The organism is Streptomyces hygroscopicus subsp. hygroscopicus, from assembly GCF_001553455.1.
GTDB lineage: Bacteria > Actinomycetota > Actinomycetes > Streptomycetales > Streptomycetaceae > Streptomyces > Streptomyces hygroscopicus.
On the sequence record NZ_BBOX01000001.1, the window covers coordinates 86,620 to 107,025 of the forward strand.

Genomic DNA, 20,406 nt, shown 5'->3' on the forward strand with positions numbered 1-20,406 from the left:
AGCTTGCCCGACGCGGAAGCGGCGGGGTGGGGCATGAGAAAAGCCTCTTTCCGTACTCGGGGGTGTGGTTCACGCGGCGGGCGCGAGGGTGATCCGCTCGGCCCGGGCCAGCTGTTCGGCGGGGATGTCGAGGTGGCCGAGAATCAGCAGGTCCGAGGAAGGGGCGGGGCCGTCGTGGTAGAAGAGGGCCAGGTTCCCCCAGGGCGCGTAGTAGGCGAGGTCTCCCGCCTTGGCCGCGGAGGGTGGGGGCGCCCCGTCGGTGGTGAGCTTGCGCGGCGGGTAGCCGATGCGCTCGGTGCCGTGGAAGTCCTCCAGCTTCACGGTGAGCGGGAGCAAGCTCGCCAGGTCGCGGGCGGCGGGGCTGTCGTTCAAGGTGGCGTGAGTTTCGTGGCCGTCGATGGTCAGGCGAATGCGCATGGAGTTGGCCCTGTCGGATGGTGCGGAGGTCTCGTGCGTCGACGCCGGCTGACGCGAAGAGGGGGAAGGCGCCGACGACGGGTGATCGCTGCAGGCCGTCACGGCCAGGACAAGCAGGGGGAGGCAGCTGCAGATACGCAGAAGGGCGCGAAGCACGGTCCTGCCTTCCTTGATGGGGCGAACGAGCCGCCCGCGTGTACCCGGGTCCGGGACGTGGCGGCATGGCGCGGGTTCAGCTGGTCGCCGGGGCGGCGGTGTATTCCTCGTCGGTGACGGGGGTCAGCCACTGCACGACGGCGTGGTCGGCGTCGCCCTCGTTGATGGCCAGGTGGACCATCAGCCGGTTCGGTGCGGCGCCGTGCCAGTGCTCCTCGTCGGCCTCGAACAGGACGCGGTCACCGGGCCGGATGACCTCCACCGGTCCGCCGCGGCGCTGGCACAGACCGACGCCCTCGGTGACGAAGACGGTCTGCCCGAGCGGGTGGCGGTGCCAGTGGGTGCGGGCGCCGGGCATGAAGTGCACCAGGGCGGCGGTGACCCGGGACGGCTCGGGCGCGGCGGCGACGGCGTCGATGTACACGTCACCGGTGAACCAGTCGGCCGGGCCCTTGACGGTGTCGATCGAGCTACGGGTGATCTGCACGAAAGCTCCTTGTACGGGTGGCGGGGGTAAGGGGCGTGGGTCAGGGCTTGAGGAGGGTCTTGATGGCGCGGCGCTCGTCCATCGCCTTGTAGCCCGCGGCGACCTGGTCCAGGGGCAGGGTGAGGTCGAACACCTTGCCCGGGTCGATCGCGCCGGTCAGGACCCGGTCGATGAGGTCGGGCAGGTAGCGACGTACGGGGGCGGGGCCGCCGCGCAGGCCGACGTGGGAGAAGAACAGCTCCTGCCCGTCGATCGCGACCTCATGGGGTACACCGACGAAGCCGACGTTGCCACCGGGCCGGGCCGAGTGCAGGGCCTGGCTCATGGCCTCGGCGGTGCCGACGCACTCCAGGACGGAGTCGGCGCCGATCCCGTCGGTCATCTCCTTGATCCTCGCGACACCCTCCTCACCGCGCTCGGTGACGATGTCGGTAGCGCCGAACTCCCGGGCGAGCTTCTGCCGTGTCTCGTGCCGCGACATGGCGATGATCCGCTCCGCGCCCATCTCCTTGGCCGCGATCACACCGCACAAGCCGACCGCCCCGTCGCCGACGACCACGGCGGTCGCACCGGGCTTCACCTCGGCGGCGTCGGCAGCCCACCAGCCGGTGCCCATGACGTCGGACACGGCCAGCAGACCGGGCCAGAACTCCTCGTCCGGCACCTCGTCGGTGGCGACCAGGGTTCCCTGGGCGTTGGGGATGCGGACGTATTCGGCCTGGCAGGTGGACATGAACTCGCGGTGCAGGCAGCTCGACTGGAAGCCGTTCTTGCAGTTCGCGCAGGTGTTGTCGGAGGTCGCGAAGGAGCCGACGACGAACTGGCCCGGCTTCACCGAGGTGACCGCGGAGCCGACCTCCTCCACGAAGCCGACGTACTCGTGGCCCATGGGGTGCGGGTCACCGATCGGCTCGGCACCGCGGTAGGGCCACAGGTCCGAGCCGCACACGCAGGTCACGGCCGTACGGATGACGGCATCGGTCGACTTGAGGATCTTCGCGTCCTCTACGGTCTCAAAGCGGACGTCGCCGGGGGCGTAGATCATTGCTCCGCGCATGGGAGAGGTTCCTTTGCTTGCCGAGGCGTGCGATCCCTGATGCCGGGGCCGTCGCCGAGTGCAGGGCCAGATGCAAGATCCCGTCGTGATGACCGGGCGGAAAGCACCACGTCATCCAGGTAACCCGCTTCCCGCACCCGTAGCGAGACACCATCAAGGGGTGTACTGCCAGTACATCCCTGTGGCCGCTGGCGGGACGTACCGTCGAAAGCGTGGACAACCAAGCAGAGGTCCGCGAGTTCCTCACCTCGCGGCGAGCGAAGATCACCCCCGAACAGGCCGGCCTGCCCTCCGGCACCCGCCGGCGCGTGCCGGGCCTGCGCCGCAGCGAGGTCGCCGCCCTGGCTGACGTGAGCGTGGAGTACTACGCCAAGCTGGAGCGCGGCAACCTTGCCGGCGTCTCCCCGGCCGTCCTCGAAGCCGTCGCCCGCGCCCTCCAGCTCGACGACGCCGAGCGCGCCCACCTGCTGAACCTCGCGCAGGCTGCCGACGGATCCGACACTCTCACCCGGCCCCGCCGCCGCACCGCCCGTCCGTGGACAGCGCACCGCAGCCTGCAATGGGTCCTCGACGCCGTCACCGCCGGGCCCGCCTTCGTCCGCAACGGCCGCATGGATCTGCTGGCCGTCAACCGGCTCGCCCGCGCGTTCTACGCCGACGTCTACGCCACGGCCGCGAACCAGACGAACCTGGCCCGCTTCCAGTTCCTCGACCCCGCCTCGCGCCGCTTCTACCCGGACTGGGACCAGGCCGCCGACGTCGTCGTCGCCATCCTGCGCACCGAGGCCGGACGCAACCCCCACGACAAGGACCTTCACGACCTCGTCGGCGAGCTGTCCACCCGCAGCGACGACTTCCGCACCCGCTGGGGCGCCCACAACGTCCGCCACCACGGCACCGGCACCAAGCGCTTCCACCACCCGGCCGTCGGCGACCTCACCCTCGCCTACGAAGGACTGGAGATGGCCGCCGAACCCGGCCTCACCCTCACCATCTACACCGCCGAACCCGGCTCACCCTCCGATGAGGGCCTGCGACTGCTCGCCTCCTGGGCAGCCACTCAGGAGGCCGGCACTGCTGTGGGACAAGCCGCCGACTGACCGATGCCAAACGCACTGCCCACGGCCGACAGGAAGAACCCGGGCCGCCCGCGCCAGCCGCCGCTGCCGCCCCTGCGGACTTCAGACCCAGCCGGCTCTGCCGCCCGCAGGCTGGGCCGTGGAGGCTCCCGGCGCCGTGCGGGGGGCAGGCACCATGGAGGCCGGGGCGGCAAGGTCGAGATGAGAGTTCATGTCCAGCTCGAACCGGCCGTAGGGGTTCACGTGTGTCCAGAACACACGTGTGTCCAGAACAGCGGGGACAGGGCCCGCCGGTCGGCGTCGGTGAGGCGCTTCTGCCACTTCTCCTCGCTCAGGATCTCCTGGAGGAGCAGGGTGTTGACGTGCACCAGCGCCGACTGGAGCAGGTGCAGCGCGAGCATCGAGACCTCCTGGGACTCCTTGTCGGAGCCGGTCAGGTCGCCGTCCTTGCCGTAGAACAGGTCGTGGTTGGCACTGTTCCAGTTCTCCACGACCTGGAGACCGTCATTGATCTCGCGCCGCAGCTCGGCGTCGGCGAGGTAGTCGCAGATGAACGCCGTGCGCACCGCCCGCCCGAGTTCCTCGATCGCCCGGTAGGTGGGGTGCTTCGGGCCGCCGCGGGTGAAGCGCCGCAGGACCTGCTCGGCCTCGGCGGTGCCCAGGCGCAGGGCGGTGGTGTACTTCACGATCTGGTCGTACTGCTGGCGGATCAGGTTCCAGTCGATCGTCTTGGTCGACAGCACCGGCGACAGGTTCGGCCACTTCTCGTCCTCCCCTGCCGCCGGCCGGTACAGCCGTGCGGAGCCGACGTTCTTCAGCCGGGGCAGCAGGTTGAAGCCGAGCATGTGGGCGAAGGCGAAGCCGACGATGGAGGCGCCGTGCGTGTCGGTGTACTGCCGGTCGATCTCCACGTCCGTGCAGTGCCGCAGCACGCCCTCGATCATCGCGGCGACCTCGGAGGCCGAGCAGGACTTGAGCTGGCTGTAGACGCACAGCGACTTCTTCTCGACGTGCCAGTAGATCATCACGCCGGGCCCGCGGTACCGCTGGTGCCACTCGGTCATGAAGTTGCTGGACCAGGAGCCGAACTTCTTGCTGTCGCTCGCGCAGGCGGTGCCCTCTCCCCACCACGCCGCGTCGCGGGCGGCGAAGGTGGCGTTGACCAGTCGCACCAGCGCCGCGCGCAGGTTGGTCCGGTTGACGAACAGGTGCCGCACCCGACGCAGGACGGCCTCGCTCTCGCCGTGCTTGCCGGTGACCGCGACCCGCTTGATGCCCATGTTCGTGCCCAGCGCGAACAGCACCAGCAGCAGCCGGCGCCGCAGCACCGCCTTCGGCACCGCCTCCCTGGTGGCCACCGAGGTGAACTCGGAGGTGAAGCCGGTGGCGAACTCGGCCTCCTTGAGGATGTCGATCAGGTCGATGGTGCCCCAGCGGCGTTCGATCTCCGCCTTCAGTGCGACGAGGTTCTCCGGTTCCTCCTGCTTGCCCAGCGGCGAGACCTTGATCCACGGCTCGCCGTGCCGCTTGACGATGTCCACCCCGCCCGTGGTGCCCAGCTCCAGTGCGGTGTCGAAGCGGGTCAGGGCCTCGCGGAGCTTCTTCTGCAGGGCCTCGATGAACTTCTCCGGGGCCTGCGGCTGGCGGATCGCGTCGTAGTGCACGTCGCGGTTGTCCTCGAAGTCCGGCGGGAGGTCGTCTTCCGGGTTCTGCCACCGGTTCGCGCCCGGCACCCAGATCTCCCGGCGCCGCAGCGCGTCCCGCAGCGAGACGAGCACGCACAGCTCGTACGGGATGCGCTCGACCCGGTCGCGCTCGTCCACGACCGCCTTGCGCCATTCCTCGCGCACCACGCCGGCGAGCGGGATCTTCTCCGCCTCGTCGAAGAACGCGCCCTCCTTGGCGATGGGCTGGTCCAGGTACCGCTTGAGCAGGTCGATGGCGTCCATCACCGGCCGGTAGGCGGTGTTGTTGCACTTCACGTCCAGCGCGTTCAGCAGCGGCGAGAGCATCCGCCGCCAGTGGTTGGAGTACGACGAGCGCAGCACCGTGCGCACCCGGGCCCGGTAGCGCGCCTCGTTCGCCGCGGCCTCCGCCGCCAGCGCCTTCAGCGTGGACTCCCCGGCCACCGGATAGATCACCTTGCGGACCGTGCCGCCCGGCTCCGCGACCGCCGCCTCCGCCAGCCGCAGCAGGATGCCCTCCTTGCCCCGGACCCGCTTGAGCTCCTTGTTGAACTCGCCCTCGACCTTCTTCTCCGCCCGCGTGTTGATCTTCTGCACGAGCTGGATGAACAGCTCCACCAGCGAGTCGGTGATCTCCGTCTCCCGCACGTGGCACAGCGCGGCCAGCAGCGTGTTCCGCACCGGCCCGGCCGCCGCCCGCAGGTCCGAGGGGTACTCCTTCGCAGCCCGCGCTCGCCAGGCCGCCACCAGCTTCCCCGACACGTCCGCGAACAGCTCCGGCGGCAACTCCAGCGCCCGCACCCGCTGAAGCCTGTTCACCTCGGCCAGCAGGCTGTCCAGCCCCAACGCCCCGGGATCAGCCTTCAGCTCGGTGAAGAACGTGCCCCCGCCGCCCGCGCTCTCCTCGGTGCCGGCGTCCTCGGCGATCAGGTCGTCCAGCCGCGAGCGGGTCGCGGCCGACAGCCGGCCCACCGTGGCCGCGCAGAACCGTTCCTCGAAGGTGTTGACCGCCCTGCCCACCAGCCGGGCGATCTGGCCCGGGGCCGGCGGCTCCAGCCGGTCCTTGCGGCAGCGGGCCACCACCGCCTCCGTCAGCCGGTCCCGGGACAACTCCACCCCGCACAGCTCGACCGCCAGCCACTCGGCGAGCTGGGCCTGGTCCTCCTCGGTGCACTCACGGAAACCGAACGCACCCCGGATCTCCACCCGGTGACGCTTGATCGCCCGCCCCGACCAGTCGTAGGCGGCCCACTCCTCCGCAGGCACCCTCACCTGCTGGGCAACGTACGAGACAGCCGGCGCCGGTATCTCCCCGGCGTCCTCCGGGAACCGGGCCTCCACCTCGAAGAACTTCAGCAACAGCGCGAACCCCAACCGGTTCGCCCCCGACTTGTTCCGCAGCCGCCACTGGTCCTCCTCCAGCAGCGTCCAGACCTCGATCAGGTCCTCCGGCTCCCACTCCTGCCGCACCCTGGGCTCCTTCCGGTCGTCACGACCGGACCAACCTCGCCGAGCACGGTCCCCGATGACCCCAGAAGATCAAAAAGGCTGACAAGCACACCCCAGATCCGCTACAGAGAGCTACTTGTCACTTCGCCGTAGCTTCGGGAGAACAGGGCCGGAGCGCTCATGCCCGCTTCCCCCGCCGACCTGTGGAATCCCAAGGGCTATGCCAACAATTCCTGGGCGAGGATCCGCCTGACCTGCCGCTGACACCGCCCGCATCCTTCCGGGGCCCGGAGGCGATCCCCGGCCGAACGCGCGCCCGCGCCCGCCCCTCCCAAGACCCCTCCGCACGGCGACCGGATTCCACGCGCCGCGGGTCGGCCCCTTCGGCCGGGCTGATCTGCGGCGGCGCATGGGCGCCTACGTACACGGTGTGCTGGGTCCGGCGGGCAGGAAGAACGGCCGGCAGTTGGCCGCGTACGTCGGTCACTGTTCCCCAGCCGGGTTCCAGCACCGGCGGCCGCAGTGGCGCAGGTGCCGGAAAGGGCGAAGAAGCCTCCGACTACCGCAGCGGCCACGCCGCTGATCACGGTCACACGCGCTTTGCGGGCGGCCAAGGTTCGCCCGGATCGAAGACCGGTGAGGGAAAGCGTGCGGTCGCAGGCGGGACTGCGGTCGAGAACGAAACGCGGACAACGCACCTTTGGATCGGCCGGCGAGGTATTGAACACACGGGAGGTGCTGGAGCGCCAACGGCGCCCAGTACCTCCCGGCAGCCTCAGCGGGCCGTGACCGCGCGGCCACCCACCCGAGATCAACGCTCAGAGGTCCGGAACTTCAGGACGACCTCGGTCTCCTCGTCCTCCTCGCCCACGGTGCCACCCGTGGGGACAAAGCCCAGCCGCTGGTAGAAATCCTTCGGGCTCCCCGGCCCCTCGCCGTAACTGGTGTACAGCTCAGTCATCCCTTGGGCCCGAAGGTTTTCGACGACATGCTCCACCGCCCGGCGGCCGAAGCCCATGCCCTGGAACTCTCCGCCCACCATCAGCCGCCACAGGAACGCACCTGGACACTCGATCCCGTCGTCCCAGTCGGAACCAATGTGCACCATGACAAAACCGACCGGCACTTCATCGGCGTAAATGGCCCGGAACCAGGCATTCGACGAGCAGAACCCCTCGGCAATCGACATGCCGTTGTCGGCCACCATGCCACGCTGCTCCTCGGAGAGCGTCGCACTGAGATCGCACACCTCGCATACATTCAGCGCTGAAATCCGGCGAAAAGTCAGTTCCGACGCGCTGCTCACAGAAGTCGTCAACGAGCCACCGTTCCATTCCCTGCCTTCGAATTCGATCGGACCGTACGTCCCTCCCTCCATGCCAGCAACCGAATTTCCCGGGCAAGTCAGCACGCAGTGCCGCCGGGAGGGGGACGAGCTTCCCGCGCATGGGGGCGAACCGGCCGGACTCGGTGGCGCCGGGCTGAGAGGCGCCGCCTTGGGCGCGGTGCGGGCCGGGGATCACCGGGCAGCCCTTGCGAGTTGGCGGGGGACGGCGATGCCCGGTCGGCGGGCGTTGGCGGTCACCGCGCCGTCGAGGCCGCCCTCCTGCTGATACCGAACGGAGGACCGCCGGGCAATCGTGGTCGAACACCACCGCCTCGCCCCTGCGCTCGTCGCCGACGACCACGCGTCCGCAGGTACGGACTGCCCGCGATCGCTTCGGGTCCGGCACGGGCCGGATGGTGCGGCCCGGCGCCGGGTGCGCCGCTCATGCGGCGCCGTACGGGCGCGGTCGCCCGCCTGTCGTCGCCCGGTCGTCACGGCGCCTGGTCACACTCTGTCGGCCCCGCGGCGACGTGGCCGCGACTTCATCGCGCTGAGTGACCGAAGAGAGGCACTCCGTTCCGGCTCGTGCTCATACGAGCAAAAAAATGCGCGCCCGTTGCTGTGAGGTTAATTCCAGATCTACTGTCCCTCGCCAGGACCACATCTGGAGGCCCATATGCGCATCAATCGCCTTCTCAAGATCTTTTTCGGTATATCTTCTCTCCTGGCGCTCGCCGCCTGTTCGGTGTCGACCAGTCCCGGTGGCTCCGGAAACTCCGGTACACACAACAGATCCGGAGCGCTGACCATCGGCTTCAGCCAGGCCACCCAGCAGTCGCCGTTCTACGTCCAGCTCCGCCAGGGCGCGCGGAAGGCCGCCGAGAAGGCCGGGGCGAAGCTCTACTTCGCCGACGCGGGCGGCGATGTGACCAAGCAGAACAACGACATCCAGGACCTCATCACCCGCGGTGTCGACGTACTGATGGTCAACCCCGTCGACCCCAAGGGGGTCAAGGCGGGGCTGGCCGCCGCGAAGTCCGCCGGGGTGCCCGTCGTCACCGTCGACCGTCCGGTGCCCTCCGGGGCCACCGCGCATGTGGGCCGGGACAACACCGCGATGGGGCAGCTCGTCGGCGAGCGGATCGTCAAGGAGCTGGGCCCCAAGGGCGGCAAGATCATCGAGATCAAGGGGGACGCGGGCGGCGCCGTGGCGCGCGACCGCAGCGCCGGGTTCCACAAGGCCGTGGCGGCCAACAAGAAGATCCGCATCGTCAGCGGCCCGTACTGCGACTACATCCGCTCCAAGGCCGTCACCGCCATGCAGGACCTGCTGCAGACCAACCCCGACGTCAAGGCCGTCTACGCGCACAACGACGACATGGCCCTCGGGGCCCTCCAGGTGCTCAAGGAGAACGGCCGCTCCGATGTGAAGGTCGCCGGGGTCGACGGCCTGATGGAGGCGGTGAAGGCCATCGACCAGCACGGCCCCTACCGCGCCACCGCCCTCAACGACCCGATCTCCCTGGGCCGGACCGCGGTCAAGACCGCCGAGGACGTCGCCGACGGCAAGAAGGTCGCCGCGTCCATCGACGCCGGTACCGCGCTGATCGACCGCGACAACGCCCACACATACGTCGGCGGCACGACCTTCGCCTCCGGGAGTGCGCGGTGACCCGCGCGTCCCGGCCGGACACCCACCACAAGGAAGGAAACGACACCATCATGCCGGAGACCATGCGAGCCGCCGTGCTGCACGCCCCGGGCGACATCCGGGTGGAGCGCCTGCCGGTACCGGAGCCCGGCCCCCGCGAGGCGCTGGTGCGCGTGGCCGCCTGCGGCGTCTGCGGTTCGGACATCTCCCGGATGCTCCGCCCCGAGGTGGCCTACAACCTGCCGCTGATCTGCGGCCATGAGTTCTCCGGCCATGTGGTGGCGCTCGGCTCCGAACTCGCCGCCGCCGGCACGGTCCGGGCCGGCGACCTGGTGGCCGTACCGCCGCTGATTCCCTGCCGCCGGTGCGGCCCCTGCGCCCGGGGGCACTACAGCCTCTGCGAGGACTACGACTATTTCGGCAGCCGCCGGCCCGGGGCCTACGCCGAGTACGTGTCCGTGCCCGAGGACAATCTGCTGGTGCTGCCCGCCGACCTCGACCCGCGGGCCGCCGCGATGCTCGACCCCGCCGCCATCGCCCTGCACGCCATCTGGCGCACCAAGCTGCGCGCGGGCCACCGGGTGGCCGTGGTCGGCGCCGGCCCGATCGGACTGTTCGCCATCCAGTGGGCGCTGCTCCAGGGCGCCAGCGAGGTGCTCTCGATCGATGTGAGCGAGGAGAAGGCGGCCATGGCGCTGGAGGCCGGTGCCACCCGGACCGCCACCACACCCGAGCAGGCCCGGGAGCTGGCCGGGCCAGGCTTCGACGTCATCGTCGAGTCCGCCGGCGTCCCCGCCACCGCCGACCAGGCGGTGTCCCTGGCCGCCCGGCACGGCCAGGCCGTCTTCATCGGCATCCCGCACGATCCGGTGGTGCTCCCCAAGTCCACCTTCAGCGCCTTCCTGCGCCGCGAGATCACCTTGCACGGCGCGTGGAACTCCTTCTCCGCCCCCTTCCCGGGAGACGAGTGGCGGCTCGCCGCGCGGGCCATGGCGGACGGCCGGCTGCGCTGGAAGTTCATGATCACCCATGAGCTGGGCCTGGACGACCTCGGCGACACCATACGCAAGCTGGGGGAACGGTCCATCTTCAGCTCCAAGGTGCTCTTCCTGCCGAACGGAGACCGTCCATGACCGCGCTGCTGGCCATCGACCTCGGCACGGAGAGCGCCCGCGCCTGCGTCTACGCGGCGGACGGCGCCACGCTGGGCCGTGGCGAGAGCGGCTATCCCACCGTCTTCCCGCGCCCCGGCTGGGCCGAGCAGGACCCCGAGGACTGGTGGCGCGCCGTGGTCTTCGCGGTCAGGGCGGCACTCGCCGAGGCGGGCTCACCCCCCGTGGCCGGGCTCGCCGTGGCCACCACCGCCTCCACCGTCGCCGTCCTCGACGCCGCGGGCCGCCCGCTGCGTCCGGCCCTGCTGTGGATGGATGCCAGGGCCAGTGCGGAGTCCGAGCTCACAGCGGCCGCCGACCATCGCGTACTGGCCTACGCGGGCGGCGCGGACGCCGTCGAATGGCTGGTGCCGAAGGCCATGTGGCTCGCCCGGAACGAACCGGAGACCTATCGCGCGGCGCACCGCATCACCGAGGCGGTCGACTATCTGGTCTGGCGGCTGACCGGGGAGTGGGCCGGGTCGCGGATGAACGCCGTCTGCAAGTGGAACCACGACCCGCTCGGCACCGGGCTCCCGGACGACCTGTACGCGACGTTCGGCGTCCCGGATCTGCGCGACAAGCTGCCCGGGCGGATCGTGCCGGTCGGCGACCCGGTGGCCCCGGCCGGCGCCGCCGCCCGCGAGGAACTCGGCATCCGCGGGCAGGCGATGGTCTGCGCGGGCGGCATCGACGCCCATCTGTCGCTGCTCGCCATCGGCGGGGCGCGCACCGGACGGGTCTCCATGGTCTCGGGCACCTCCACCGCCTTCGTCACCGAGATCGGCACCCCGGTCTTCCCGCCGACCGTCTGGGGCCCCTACCCCGACGCCCTCAACGCCGGACGGTGGCTGATCGAAGGCGGCCAGGTCAGCTCCGGCTCCGTCCTCACCTGGGCGGGGGAGGCACTGCTGGGACGCACCCGCGCCGAGTTGCCCCGGCTGATCGCCGAGGCCGCGGCCCTGCCGCCCGGCGAGCACGGCCTGCTGGTCCTGGACTACTTCATGGGCAACCGCACCCCGCTGCGCGACCCGAAGCTGCGCGGCGCCGTGCTCGGCCTGACCCTCGCCAGCCGCCCGGTGGAGATCTACCGGGCGGCCGTGGAGGGCGTGGCGTACGGCACCCGCCAGGTCCTGGAGTCCTTCGTCGAGGGCGGGGTGCCGGTGGACGAGGTGTACGTCTCCGGCGGCATCCGCCACAACCCGCTGTGGCTGCGCACCACGGCCGATGTGCTCGGCCGTCCGCTGCGGCTGGTCGAGGGCGACAACCTCACGCTGCGCGCGTGCGCGGTCATCGCGGCGGCCGGCACCGGGCAGACCGGTTCGCTCGCCGAGGCCGCGGCCGGTTTCGCCCTCCCCACCCGGACCGTGGAGCCCGACGGCACCCACCACGAGGTCTACCAGCGGGGCTATGCCGACTACCGCGCGGCCACCGCCGCCACCCGCGGAATCGCCCACCGGCTGACCACCCCCCGGGGACCGGAGGTCCCGGTATGAGCGGCACCGAGGACGAGGCACTGCTGTACCAGGTCGCCTCCATGTACTACGAGCAGGACCTCACCCAGGAACAGATCGGCGAGGCCCTGCACTTCACCCGCTGGAAGGTCGGCCGGCTGCTGGCCGAGGCACGGCAGGCCGGGATCGTACGGATCCAGGTGGTCCATCCCAAATCGCGGATGCGGGGCCTGGAGGAGCGGCTGCGGGACGCCTTCGGGCTGCGGGACGCCGTGGTGGTCGCCCGCGGCCACACCGAGGACGAGGAGGGGCTGCGGGCGCGGGTCGCCGAGGCCGGGGCCGACTATCTCGCCCGGCTGCGCCCGTCCCCCCGGCTGCTCGGCGTCTCCTGGGGCCGCACCATGGATCTGCTCGCCCGCGGCCTCCACCCGGGCTGGACCCACGGCGTCCACGTGGTGCAGATCAACGGCGGACTCAGCCGCTCCCGCCGGCCCAGCTCCGCCCAGGACATGGCCAGCCGGATCGCCCACCTCGGCGAGGGCACCCTCACGGTGCTGCCGGCCCCGGCCATCGTGGAGCAGGAGGCCACCCGCCGGGTGCTGGAACGGGACAGCGCGGTCGCCGACGTCCTCACCCAGGCCGCCGAGGCGGACACGGTGCTGTTCAGCCCCGGTGCGATCGGCGCCGACTCGGTCCTGGTCGGCTCGGGCTACCTCACCGCCGAGGACGTGGAACGGCTGGCCGGGGCCGGCGCGGTGGGCGATGTGGCGGGACGCTTCATCGGCTCCCGGGGGGAGCTCATCGACCAGGCGCTGGACGACCGCACTCTCGGTCTGTCCCTGGAGGCCCTGCGCCGCAGCCCGGTGTCGGTCGCGGTGGCCTCCGGAACCGCCAAGCACACCGTGTGCGCGGCCGTGGTCACCAGCGGGCTGTGCAACACCCTGGTCACCGACGACCACACCGCCTCCCATCTGCTCAACCCCGCTTCCTGCGAACGGCTGTCCCGGAAGGAGAGGCCATGAACGCGCCCGGCACCGGCGGACCGCCGGAGCGGATCCCGCGCCTGAGCATGCGCGGAATCGTCAAACGCTTCCCCGGCACCCTCGCCAACGACCACGCCGAACTGACCGTCCTGCCCGGTGAGACCCACTGCCTGCTCGGCGAGAACGGCGCGGGCAAGAGCACCCTGATGAAGATCCTGGCCGGCTCCATCCAGCCGGACGAGGGCGAGATCCGCCTCGACGGTGAGCTCGTACGGCTCACCAGCCCCCAGGCCGGCATGGCCGCGGGCATCTCGGTGATCTACCAGGAACTCGATCTGGTGCCCGATCTGACCGTCGCCCAGAACCTGCTGCTCGGCCGCGCCCCGGCCACCGGCCCGATCATCCGCCGCGGACGGCGGGCCCAACTGGCGCGGGAGGCCATCGACCGGGTCGGCGGCGACTTCCCGGTCAACGCGGTCGTCCGCGAACTGCCCATCGCCGCCCAGCAACTCACCGCGATCGCCAAGGCGCTCACCACGCGGGCGCGGGTCATCGTCATGGACGAACCCTCCGCCACCCTCGGCGAGAACGATCTGCGCAAGGTGTTCGACGTGATCCGCTCCCTCACCGCGGAGGGCCGCTCGGTCATCTACATCTCGCACCGCATGGACGAGGTGATGGAGATCGGCGACCGTGCCACCGTGATGCGCGACGGCCGCTCGGTCTCGGTCCACGACCTCGCCCGCACCACCCCCGGCGACCTGGTCGCCGCGATGATCGGCGAGTCCCGTGAGCTGGTGCGCCCCACCGGCCGGCCCCGGCCCGAGGGCCCCGCGCTGCTGGAGATCCGCCGGGTGCACCGGCCCGGACTGATCGACGTCCGCGACATCGCGGTCCGGCCCGGCGAGGTCGCGGGCCTGGCCGGGCTCGGCGGCGCGGGCCGCACCACCTTGCTGTCGGCGCTGTTCGGCGACACCGCGGCGTCGGTCTCGGTACGGCTCGACGGTGCCGAGACACGGCTGTCGAGCCCCGCCGCCGCCGTGCGCGCCGGATTCGCGCTGGTGCCCGAGAACCGCAAGGAACAGGGGCTGATGACCGGTCTGTCGGTGGCGCGCAACGCCGCCGTCACCGCGCTGGGCCGGCCGCCCTGGCTCGCCCCGCACACCACCGGACGCCGCAGGGCCGCGCCCGCGCTGACCGGGCTGGGCGTCCGGTACTCCTCGCCCGACCAGCCGGTGGGCAAGCTGTCGGGCGGCAACCAGCAGAAGGTCGTGCTCGCCAAGTGGATCGCCAAGGGGGGCCTGCGGGTGCTGCTGCTCGACGAGCCCACCCGAGGTCTGGACGTGGGGGCCAAGGCCGATCTGTACCGCCAGGTGCGCCACCTCGCCGACCAGGGTGTCGCGGTGCTGCTCGCCAGCAGTGAGCTGAACGAGCTGACCGCCAACGCCGACCGCGTCTGGGTGCTGCACGAGGGCCGCAACGTGGCCTGCTACGACCCCAGGACCACCGACGAGGCCACCATCGCCCACACCGTCATCACCGGAGAAACCCCCGCAACGAAGGCCGCATCATGACCACCTCCCCCGCAGTGGCCGAGCCGAAAGCGGCAGCCACCGACACCCGACGGGCCCGGCCCCGCGGCGCCGAACTCATCGTCAGATTCAACCTGGTGCTGGTGTTCCTCGCCCTGTGCGCCGCGGCGAGCCTGCTGACACCCGACTTCCTCACCACCCGCAACCTGTCCAACCTCCTCCAGCAGTCGGCGCTGACCGGCATCGTCGCCATCGGCATGACCCTGGTCATCCTCACCGCGGGCATCGACCTGTCGGTGGGCAGTGTCGCCGCCTTCGGCGGGATGACGGTCGCGCTGCTGATCGGCGACGATGTCAACGTCGTCCTGGCCATCGTCGCCAGCGTCGCCGCGGGCGCCCTGTTCGGGACCGTCATGGGCGGGCTCTCCGCCTATCTGTCCCTGCCCGCCTTCATGACCACCCTGGCCGGGCTCACCGCCATCCGCGGGCTGACCTACCTGCTCACCGACGGCGAGCCGACCAGCGCCGACCTGCCCCACTCCTTCCAGCTGCTCGGCGGGGGCTTCATCGGCTACATACCGATCGTCGGCCTGATCTTCGTGGCCGTCACCATCGCCGCCGGGCTCGTCCTGCGCGGCACCACCTTCGGCGAGTACATCTACGCCGTCGGCAGCAACAAGGAGGCCGCGCGGCTGTCGGGACTGCCGGTCCGGGGAGTCATCACCGCCGTCTTCGCCATCTCCGGAGCCCTCTCCGCACTGGCCGGCGTGCTGCTGACCTCACGGCTCACCATCGGCCAGCCCACCGCCTTCAACGGACTCGAACTGGACGCCATCGCCGCGGTGGTGCTCGGCGGCACCCATCTCTTCGGCGGCCGCGGCGGAGTGATGGGAACGTTCGTCGCGGTCCTGCTGCTGTCGGTGCTGCGCAACCTGTGCAACCTGATGGGTCTGGGCTCGTTCTTCCAGATGGTCGTCACCGGTCTGATCCTGATCGTCGCCCTGATCCTCAACATGCTGATGGAGAAGCGAGGCGTCCGTGCCTGACACCGCTCCCGCCCCCGGACTGCCCCGTTCCACCGACAACGCCTCGCTGCGCGCCTTTCTGCACGGCCTCCCGGGCGTCGACGAGGTGGGCGCCCGTGCCCGCGCCGCCGCCCTGGCCACCCGCTCCCTCAAGACCACCGCCAAGGCACACGCCATCGACCTGGCCATCCGGATGGTCGACCTGACCACCCTGGAGGGGGCCGACACCCCCGGGAAGGTACGCGCCCTGTCCGCCAAGGCCCGCCGGCCCGACCCGGACGACCGTGCCGTCCCGCAGGTGGCCGCCGTCTGCGTCTACCCCGATCTGGTGCCCGTGGCCGTCGACGCCCTGCGCGGCAGCCCGGTGGCCGTGGCATCGGTGGCCACCGCCTTCCCCGCCGGGCGGGCGCCCCTGGAGGCCAAGCTCGCCGACACCCGCCAGGCCGTCGCCGACGGCGCCGACGAGATCGACATGGTGATCGACCGGGGCGCCTTCCTGGCCGGTGACTACCGCAAGGTCCACGAGGAGATCGCCGCGGTCCGCGAGGCGTGCGCCCGGCCCGGCGGCGAACCGGCCCATCTGAAGGTCATCCTGGAGACCGGCGAACTGGCCACCTACGACAACGTGCGGCGCGCCTCCTGGCTCGCCATGCTCGCCGGAGCCGACTTCATCAAGACCTCCACGGGCAAGGTGTCACCCGCCGCCACCCTGCCGGTCACCCTCGTCATGCTGGAGGCGGTCCGCGACTTCCGCGCCGCCACCGGCCGTCAGGTCGGCGTCAAACCCGCCGGCGGCATCCGCACCACCAAGGACGCGCTGCGCCACCTGGTACTGGTCAACGAGACCACCGGCCCCGACTGGCTCGACCCGTCCTGGTTCCGGCTCGGTGCCTCCAGCCTGCTCAACGACCTGCTCATGCAGCGGACCAGGCTGGCCACCGGCACCTACCCGGGCCCCGACCACTACACCCTGGACTGAACACGCATGGCCGACACCACCTTCGCGTACGCCCCCGCACCCGAGTCCCGGGCCGTCGTCTCGCTGCGGCCCGCGTACGGACTGTTCATCGACGGCACGTTCACACCCCCCACCGAGCGACTGATCACCACGGTCAACCCGGCCGACGAGGAGCCGCTGGCGGAGGTGTCCGTCGCCGACGAGGGGGATGTGGACCGCGCCGTGGCCGCCGCCCGGCGGGCCTTCGAGCACGTATGGTCCCCGATGCCCCCCGCCGAGCGCGGCAAGTACCTCTTCCGGATCAGCCGCATCATCCAGGAACGCGCCCGCGAACTGGCCGTCCTGGAGTCCCTGGACAACGGCAAGCCCATCAAGGAGTCGCGGGACGTGGACATCCCGCTGGCCGCCGCGCACTTCTTCTACTACGCCGGCTGGGCCGACAAGCTCGCCCACGCCGGCTTCGGCGCCGCCCCCCGGCCACTGGGGGTCGCGGCCCAGGTCATCCCCTGGAACTTCCCCCTGCTGATGCTCGCCTGGAAGATCGCCCCGGCCCTCGCCACGGGCAATACGGTGGTGCTCAAACCGGCCGAGACCACCCCGCTCACCGCCCTGCTGTTCGCCGAGATCTGCCGGCAGGCCGAGCTGCCCCCGGGCGTGGTCAACATCGTCACCGGCGCCGCGGACACCGGACGCGCCCTGATCGCCCACCCCGGCACCGACAAGGTGGCCTTCACCGGCTCCACCGAGGTCGGCCGGGAGATCGCTCGCACGGTGGCGGGCACCCGCAAGAAGCTCACCCTGGAACTCGGCGGCAAGGGCGCCAACATCGTCTACCACGACGCGCCCCTGGACCAGGCCGTCGAAGGCATCGTGAACGGCATCTTCTTCAACCAGGGCCATGTGTGCTGCGCCGGATCCCGGCTGCTGGTCCAGGAGTCCATCGCCGAGGAGGTGCTGCACCGACTCAAGGAGCGCGTCTCCCGGCTCAGGCTCGGCGACCCGCTCGACAAGAACACCGACATCGGCGCCATCAACTCCGCCGAACAGCTCGCCCGTATCCGCGCCCTCGCCCAAACCGGCCGGGACGAGGGCAGCCAGGACTGGGCACCCGACTGCGAACTGCCCGCACGCGGGTACTGGTTCGCGCCGACCATCTTCACCGGGGTCAGCCAGGCCCACCGCATCGCCCGGGAGGAGATCTTCGGACCGGTGCTGTCCGTCCTCACCTTCCGCACCCCGGACGAGGCGGTCGAAAAGGCCAACAACACCCCCTACGGCCTGTCGGCCGGAGTGTGGACCGAGAAGGGAAGCCGCATGCTGTGGACCGCCGGCCGGCTGCGCGCCGGTGTGGTGTGGTCGAACACCTTCAACAAGTTCGACCCCACCAGCCCGTTCGGGGGCTACCGCGAATCGGGGTACGGGCGCGAGGGCGGACGGCACGGACTGGAGGCGTACCTCGATGTCTGAGTTCCCGCTGCCCGCCGCGGCCCGAGTGCCGGTGCGCAAGACCTACAAACTGTACCTGGGCGGGGGATTTCCGCGATCCGAGTCCGGGAGGAGCTATCCGGTGACCTCAGCAGAGGGCGAGCCGCTGGCCCACGCCGCGCTGGCCTCGCGCAAGGACGCCCGGGACGCGGTGGTCGCGGCCCGCCGCGCGTTCGGCCCGTGGGCCGCCCGTACCGCCTACAACCGCGGACAGATCCTCTACCGCGTGGCCGAGATGATGGAGGGGCGGCGCGCCCAGTTCGTCCAGGAGACCATCGACGCCGAGGGCCTGGACACGGCGCGGGCCGAGGAGGTGGTCTCGGCGGCCGTGGACCGCTGGGTGTACTACGCGGGCTGGACCGACAAGGTCGCCCAGGTGCTGGGCGGCACCAACCCCGTCTCCGGGCCGTACGACAACCGCTCCGTACCCGAACCCACGGGGGTGGTGGCGGTCCTCGCGCCACCGGAGTCCCCGCTGCTGGGCCTGGTCTCGGTGATCGCGCCGGTGATCGCGACGGGCAACACGGCGGTGGTGGTGGCGAGCGAGCCGCATCCCCTGCCCGCCGTCATCCTGGCAGAGGCCCTGGCCACCTCGGACCTGCCCGGCGGTGTGGTCAACATCCTCACCGGCCGCCTCGCGGAACTGGCCCCGCCCCTGGCGTCCCACGCGGATGTCAACGCGCTGGACCTGACGGGAGCCGGCGAGCGGGCGGCCGAACTGGAGGAAGCGGCGGCCACCACTCTCACACGCGTCCTGAGACCGCGGCCGTCCCCCGACTGGGCGGCCGCACCGGGACTGTCCAGGATCACCCCGTTCCTGGAGACGAAGACCGTGTGGCATCCGGTGGGAATCTGACCCTTCCCGCCCGGTGGCGCCCCCGGCCCGACCCCTGCATCGGACGCTGTTGGTCAATTCGGGGCCGCGCGTGACGTCGGCCTTCACGACCCGGTTGTGGTCGTGAAGGCCGACGTTGTCGTATGGGACGGGTGCGGATGTCGACGCAGCCGAAGGGGCCCGGGAGAGATCCCTGTGGACACGGTGTGGATGGCGCCGGCCGCGTTCCCGTGTTCCGGCTCCGTGACACGTCCTGCCTGACGGGCACCGTCCTGAACGGTCAGCCCCTCCGGCCACGGCCCCACGGTCGCGGCGTCAGCCCCAACAGCAGCCCCTGCAGGCCGATATGGCCGCGCTCCGGGTCGACGAACTGCGGCAGCAGCGAGATGCAGAGGATGGCCACCTCGGGATTGAGCAGGCAGGTGAGCAAGCCCATCATGAAGAGCTTGCGGTCCCCGTCCGGCGCCAACTCCTGGGGCTCGAGAACGGACCGGCCGCCCGGCCGGACAGCCTTCCACGCCGGCCAGAGCAGGTAGCCCGCGCCGGCCAGCTTGATCGCCAAGTAGATCTCCGGCACCAGCGCGAAGACGGTGGCGATACCGGCGGACACCGCGAAGAGGTACACCAGGAAGCCGAGACAGACCCCGGCCAGCGAGACCAGCCCCGCCCGGCGGCCCTGGAGACCGGGCGGGCCATGGGCCCGCCCGGTCCGGCCAGCGCGGCCGCCGACTCCTCGGCTCGGCCCCGCCGTCTGGTGGACCGCCGTCGAGGGCTCCGCTCAGCCGCTCACCACCGCCAGCAGGAGCCGTACCGCCTCCGTGATCGCCTCCCGGCCGCGGGCGAGGTAGGGGCGGGGGTCGGTCAGGTCGGGCCGCTCCGCCAGCGCCTCGCGGACCGTGCCCGTGAAGGCGACGTTGAGGGCGGTGCCTATGTTGATCTTGACGATGCCGGCCCGGACGGCTCGCCGCAGTTCCTCGTCGCCGACGCCCGACGAACCGTGCAGTACCAGGGGTACGGGCACGGCCTCCCGCAGTCGCTCGATCAGCGCGTGGTCCAGGGACGCCGAGCGCTCGGTCATCGCGTGACTGCTGCCGACGGCGACGGCCAGGGCGTCCACGCCGGTGTCCGCGACGTAGCGCGCGGCCTCCTCCGGGTCGGTGCGCACCCCGGCCGCGTGGGCGCTCGCGGGGGCGTCGGGTTTGCCGCCCACATAGCCGAGTTCGGCCTCCAGCCACAGGCCCGCGCCGTGGGCCCACTGCGCCGCGGCGCGGGTGGCGGCGAGGTTCTCGGCGTACGGCTGTGCCCCGGCGTCGAACATCGCGGAGGAGAACCCCGCGTCGGCCGCTGTACGCAGCAGCCGCATGTCCGTCACATGATCCAGATGCAGTGCGACGTCGACGCCACAGCCACGGCCCACCTCGGCCGCTGCCCGCGCGATCGGCTCGACCCGCCCGCCGTGGAACCGCACGGCGTTCTCACTGATCTGCAGGATCACCGGGGTGCCCGCCGCTTCCGCGCCGGCGGTGACCGCCTCGGCGTGCTCCAGCGTGATCACATTGAACGCGGCGACGGCCCGGCCGGCGGCGGCGGCCTTGGAGACGAGCTCGCAGGTGGGTACCAGGGACATGGGGCTTGTTCCCCTCGCTTTCATGGTCGGTCCGGCTGCGTGGAGCGA

General features: G+C 71.2%; 16 protein-coding genes and 2 pseudogenes. 11 read left to right on the forward strand and 7 right to left on the reverse strand.

All coding sequences use genetic code 11. The features are described 5' to 3' along the window. Nucleotides 1-69: 69 nt before the first annotated feature. The 3 genes from AXW62_RS00385 to AXW62_RS00395 form a co-directional block, all read right to left on the reverse strand. Complete coding sequence (locus AXW62_RS00385; RefSeq protein WP_060942669.1) at nt 70-417, reverse strand: cyclophilin-like fold protein; 348 nt, start codon at nt 415-417, stop codon at nt 70-72. Nucleotides 418-649: 232 nt separating this feature from the next. Then, nucleotides 650-1,060 (reverse strand): (R)-mandelonitrile lyase, encoded by a 411-nt coding sequence (locus tag AXW62_RS00390; protein ID WP_060942670.1) that lies wholly within the window; start codon nt 1,058-1,060, stop codon nt 650-652. Between the two features lie 40 nt (nt 1,061-1,100). Then, entirely contained in the window at nt 1,101-2,117 is a 1,017-nt protein-coding gene (locus tag AXW62_RS00395) for a zinc-dependent alcohol dehydrogenase family protein (RefSeq protein ID WP_079115395.1), read from the reverse strand. Nucleotides 2,118-2,329: 212 nt separating this feature from the next. On the opposite strand from AXW62_RS00395, the gene AXW62_RS00400 reads away from it, so the two are divergent. Then, nucleotides 2,330-3,217, forward strand: a complete 888-nt coding sequence (locus AXW62_RS00400; RefSeq protein WP_060942672.1) for a helix-turn-helix transcriptional regulator — start codon at nt 2,330-2,332, stop codon at nt 3,215-3,217. 218 nt (nt 3,218-3,435) lie between these two features. Here AXW62_RS00400 and AXW62_RS00405 read toward each other — a convergent pair whose 3' ends face one another. Then, nucleotides 3,436-6,351, reverse strand: a complete 2,916-nt coding sequence (locus AXW62_RS00405) for a Tn3 family transposase (protein ID WP_214516828.1) — start codon at nt 6,349-6,351, stop codon at nt 3,436-3,438. A 349-nt stretch (nt 6,352-6,700) separates the two neighbouring features. Between AXW62_RS00405 and AXW62_RS47365 the strand changes: the two are divergent. Further along, nucleotides 6,701-6,841, forward strand: a pseudogene (locus AXW62_RS47365) (IS701 family transposase); the annotation flags it as partial. Between the two features lie 300 nt (nt 6,842-7,141). Here the strand turns inward: AXW62_RS47365 and AXW62_RS00410 are convergent. Beyond that, nucleotides 7,142-7,708, reverse strand: a complete 567-nt coding sequence (locus tag AXW62_RS00410) for a GNAT family N-acetyltransferase (RefSeq protein ID WP_079115396.1) — start codon at nt 7,706-7,708, stop codon at nt 7,142-7,144. Between the two features lie 625 nt (nt 7,709-8,333). On the opposite strand from AXW62_RS00410, the gene AXW62_RS00415 reads away from it, so the two are divergent. The 9 genes from AXW62_RS00415 to AXW62_RS00455 are packed head-to-tail and all read left to right on the forward strand — an operon-like array spanning nt 8,334 to nt 18,752. Beyond that, nucleotides 8,334-9,329: a substrate-binding domain-containing protein gene (locus AXW62_RS00415; RefSeq protein ID WP_060942674.1), complete on the forward strand. Its 996-nt coding sequence runs from the start codon at nt 8,334-8,336 to the stop codon at nt 9,327-9,329. Beyond that, the gene (locus tag AXW62_RS00420; protein WP_214516829.1) at nt 9,326-10,441 is read left to right on the forward strand and encodes a galactitol-1-phosphate 5-dehydrogenase; all 1,116 of its coding nucleotides are present in this window, start codon (nt 9,326-9,328) and stop codon (nt 10,439-10,441) included. Before AXW62_RS00415 ends, AXW62_RS00420 begins: the two co-directional genes overlap by 4 nt. Further along, the gene (locus AXW62_RS00425) at nt 10,438-11,955 is read left to right on the forward strand and encodes an FGGY-family carbohydrate kinase (RefSeq protein WP_063817496.1); all 1,518 of its coding nucleotides are present in this window, start codon (nt 10,438-10,440) and stop codon (nt 11,953-11,955) included. Before AXW62_RS00420 ends, AXW62_RS00425 begins: the two co-directional genes overlap by 4 nt. After that, nucleotides 11,952-12,935 (forward strand): sugar-binding transcriptional regulator, encoded by a 984-nt coding sequence (locus tag AXW62_RS00430; protein WP_060942675.1) that lies wholly within the window; start codon nt 11,952-11,954, stop codon nt 12,933-12,935. Before AXW62_RS00425 ends, AXW62_RS00430 begins: the two co-directional genes overlap by 4 nt. Continuing rightward, nucleotides 12,932-14,470 carry a sugar ABC transporter ATP-binding protein gene (locus tag AXW62_RS00435; RefSeq protein ID WP_060942676.1) on the forward strand — a complete coding sequence of 513 codons (1,539 nt, stop codon included), beginning with the start codon at nt 12,932-12,934 and terminating at the stop codon, nt 14,468-14,470. Before AXW62_RS00430 ends, AXW62_RS00435 begins: the two co-directional genes overlap by 4 nt. Then, entirely contained in the window at nt 14,467-15,474 is a 1,008-nt protein-coding gene (locus tag AXW62_RS00440; RefSeq protein WP_060942677.1) for an ABC transporter permease, read from the forward strand. Before AXW62_RS00435 ends, AXW62_RS00440 begins: the two co-directional genes overlap by 4 nt. Then, nucleotides 15,467-16,432 (forward strand): deoxyribose-phosphate aldolase, encoded by a 966-nt coding sequence (gene deoC, locus AXW62_RS00445; RefSeq protein ID WP_060942678.1) that lies wholly within the window; start codon nt 15,467-15,469, stop codon nt 16,430-16,432. Before AXW62_RS00440 ends, deoC begins: the two co-directional genes overlap by 8 nt. A 6-nt stretch (nt 16,433-16,438) precedes the next feature. After that, entirely contained in the window at nt 16,439-17,878 is a 1,440-nt protein-coding gene (locus AXW62_RS00450) for an aldehyde dehydrogenase family protein (RefSeq protein WP_030830375.1), read from the forward strand. Further along, complete coding sequence (locus AXW62_RS00455; RefSeq protein WP_060942679.1) at nt 17,871-18,752, forward strand: aldehyde dehydrogenase family protein; 882 nt, start codon at nt 17,871-17,873, stop codon at nt 18,750-18,752. The genes AXW62_RS00450 and AXW62_RS00455 overlap by 8 nt, the downstream gene beginning before the upstream one ends. Before the next feature lie 259 nt (nt 18,753-19,011). Here AXW62_RS00455 and AXW62_RS00460 read toward each other — a convergent pair. Then, nucleotides 19,012-19,398 (reverse strand): annotated as a pseudogene (locus AXW62_RS00460) (LysE family translocator); the annotation flags it as partial. A 111-nt stretch (nt 19,399-19,509) separates the two neighbouring features. Beyond that, nucleotides 19,510-20,358: a class II fructose-bisphosphate aldolase gene (locus AXW62_RS00465; protein ID WP_060942680.1), complete on the reverse strand. Its 849-nt coding sequence runs from the start codon at nt 20,356-20,358 to the stop codon at nt 19,510-19,512. Between the last annotated feature and the right edge of the window lie 48 nt (nt 20,359-20,406).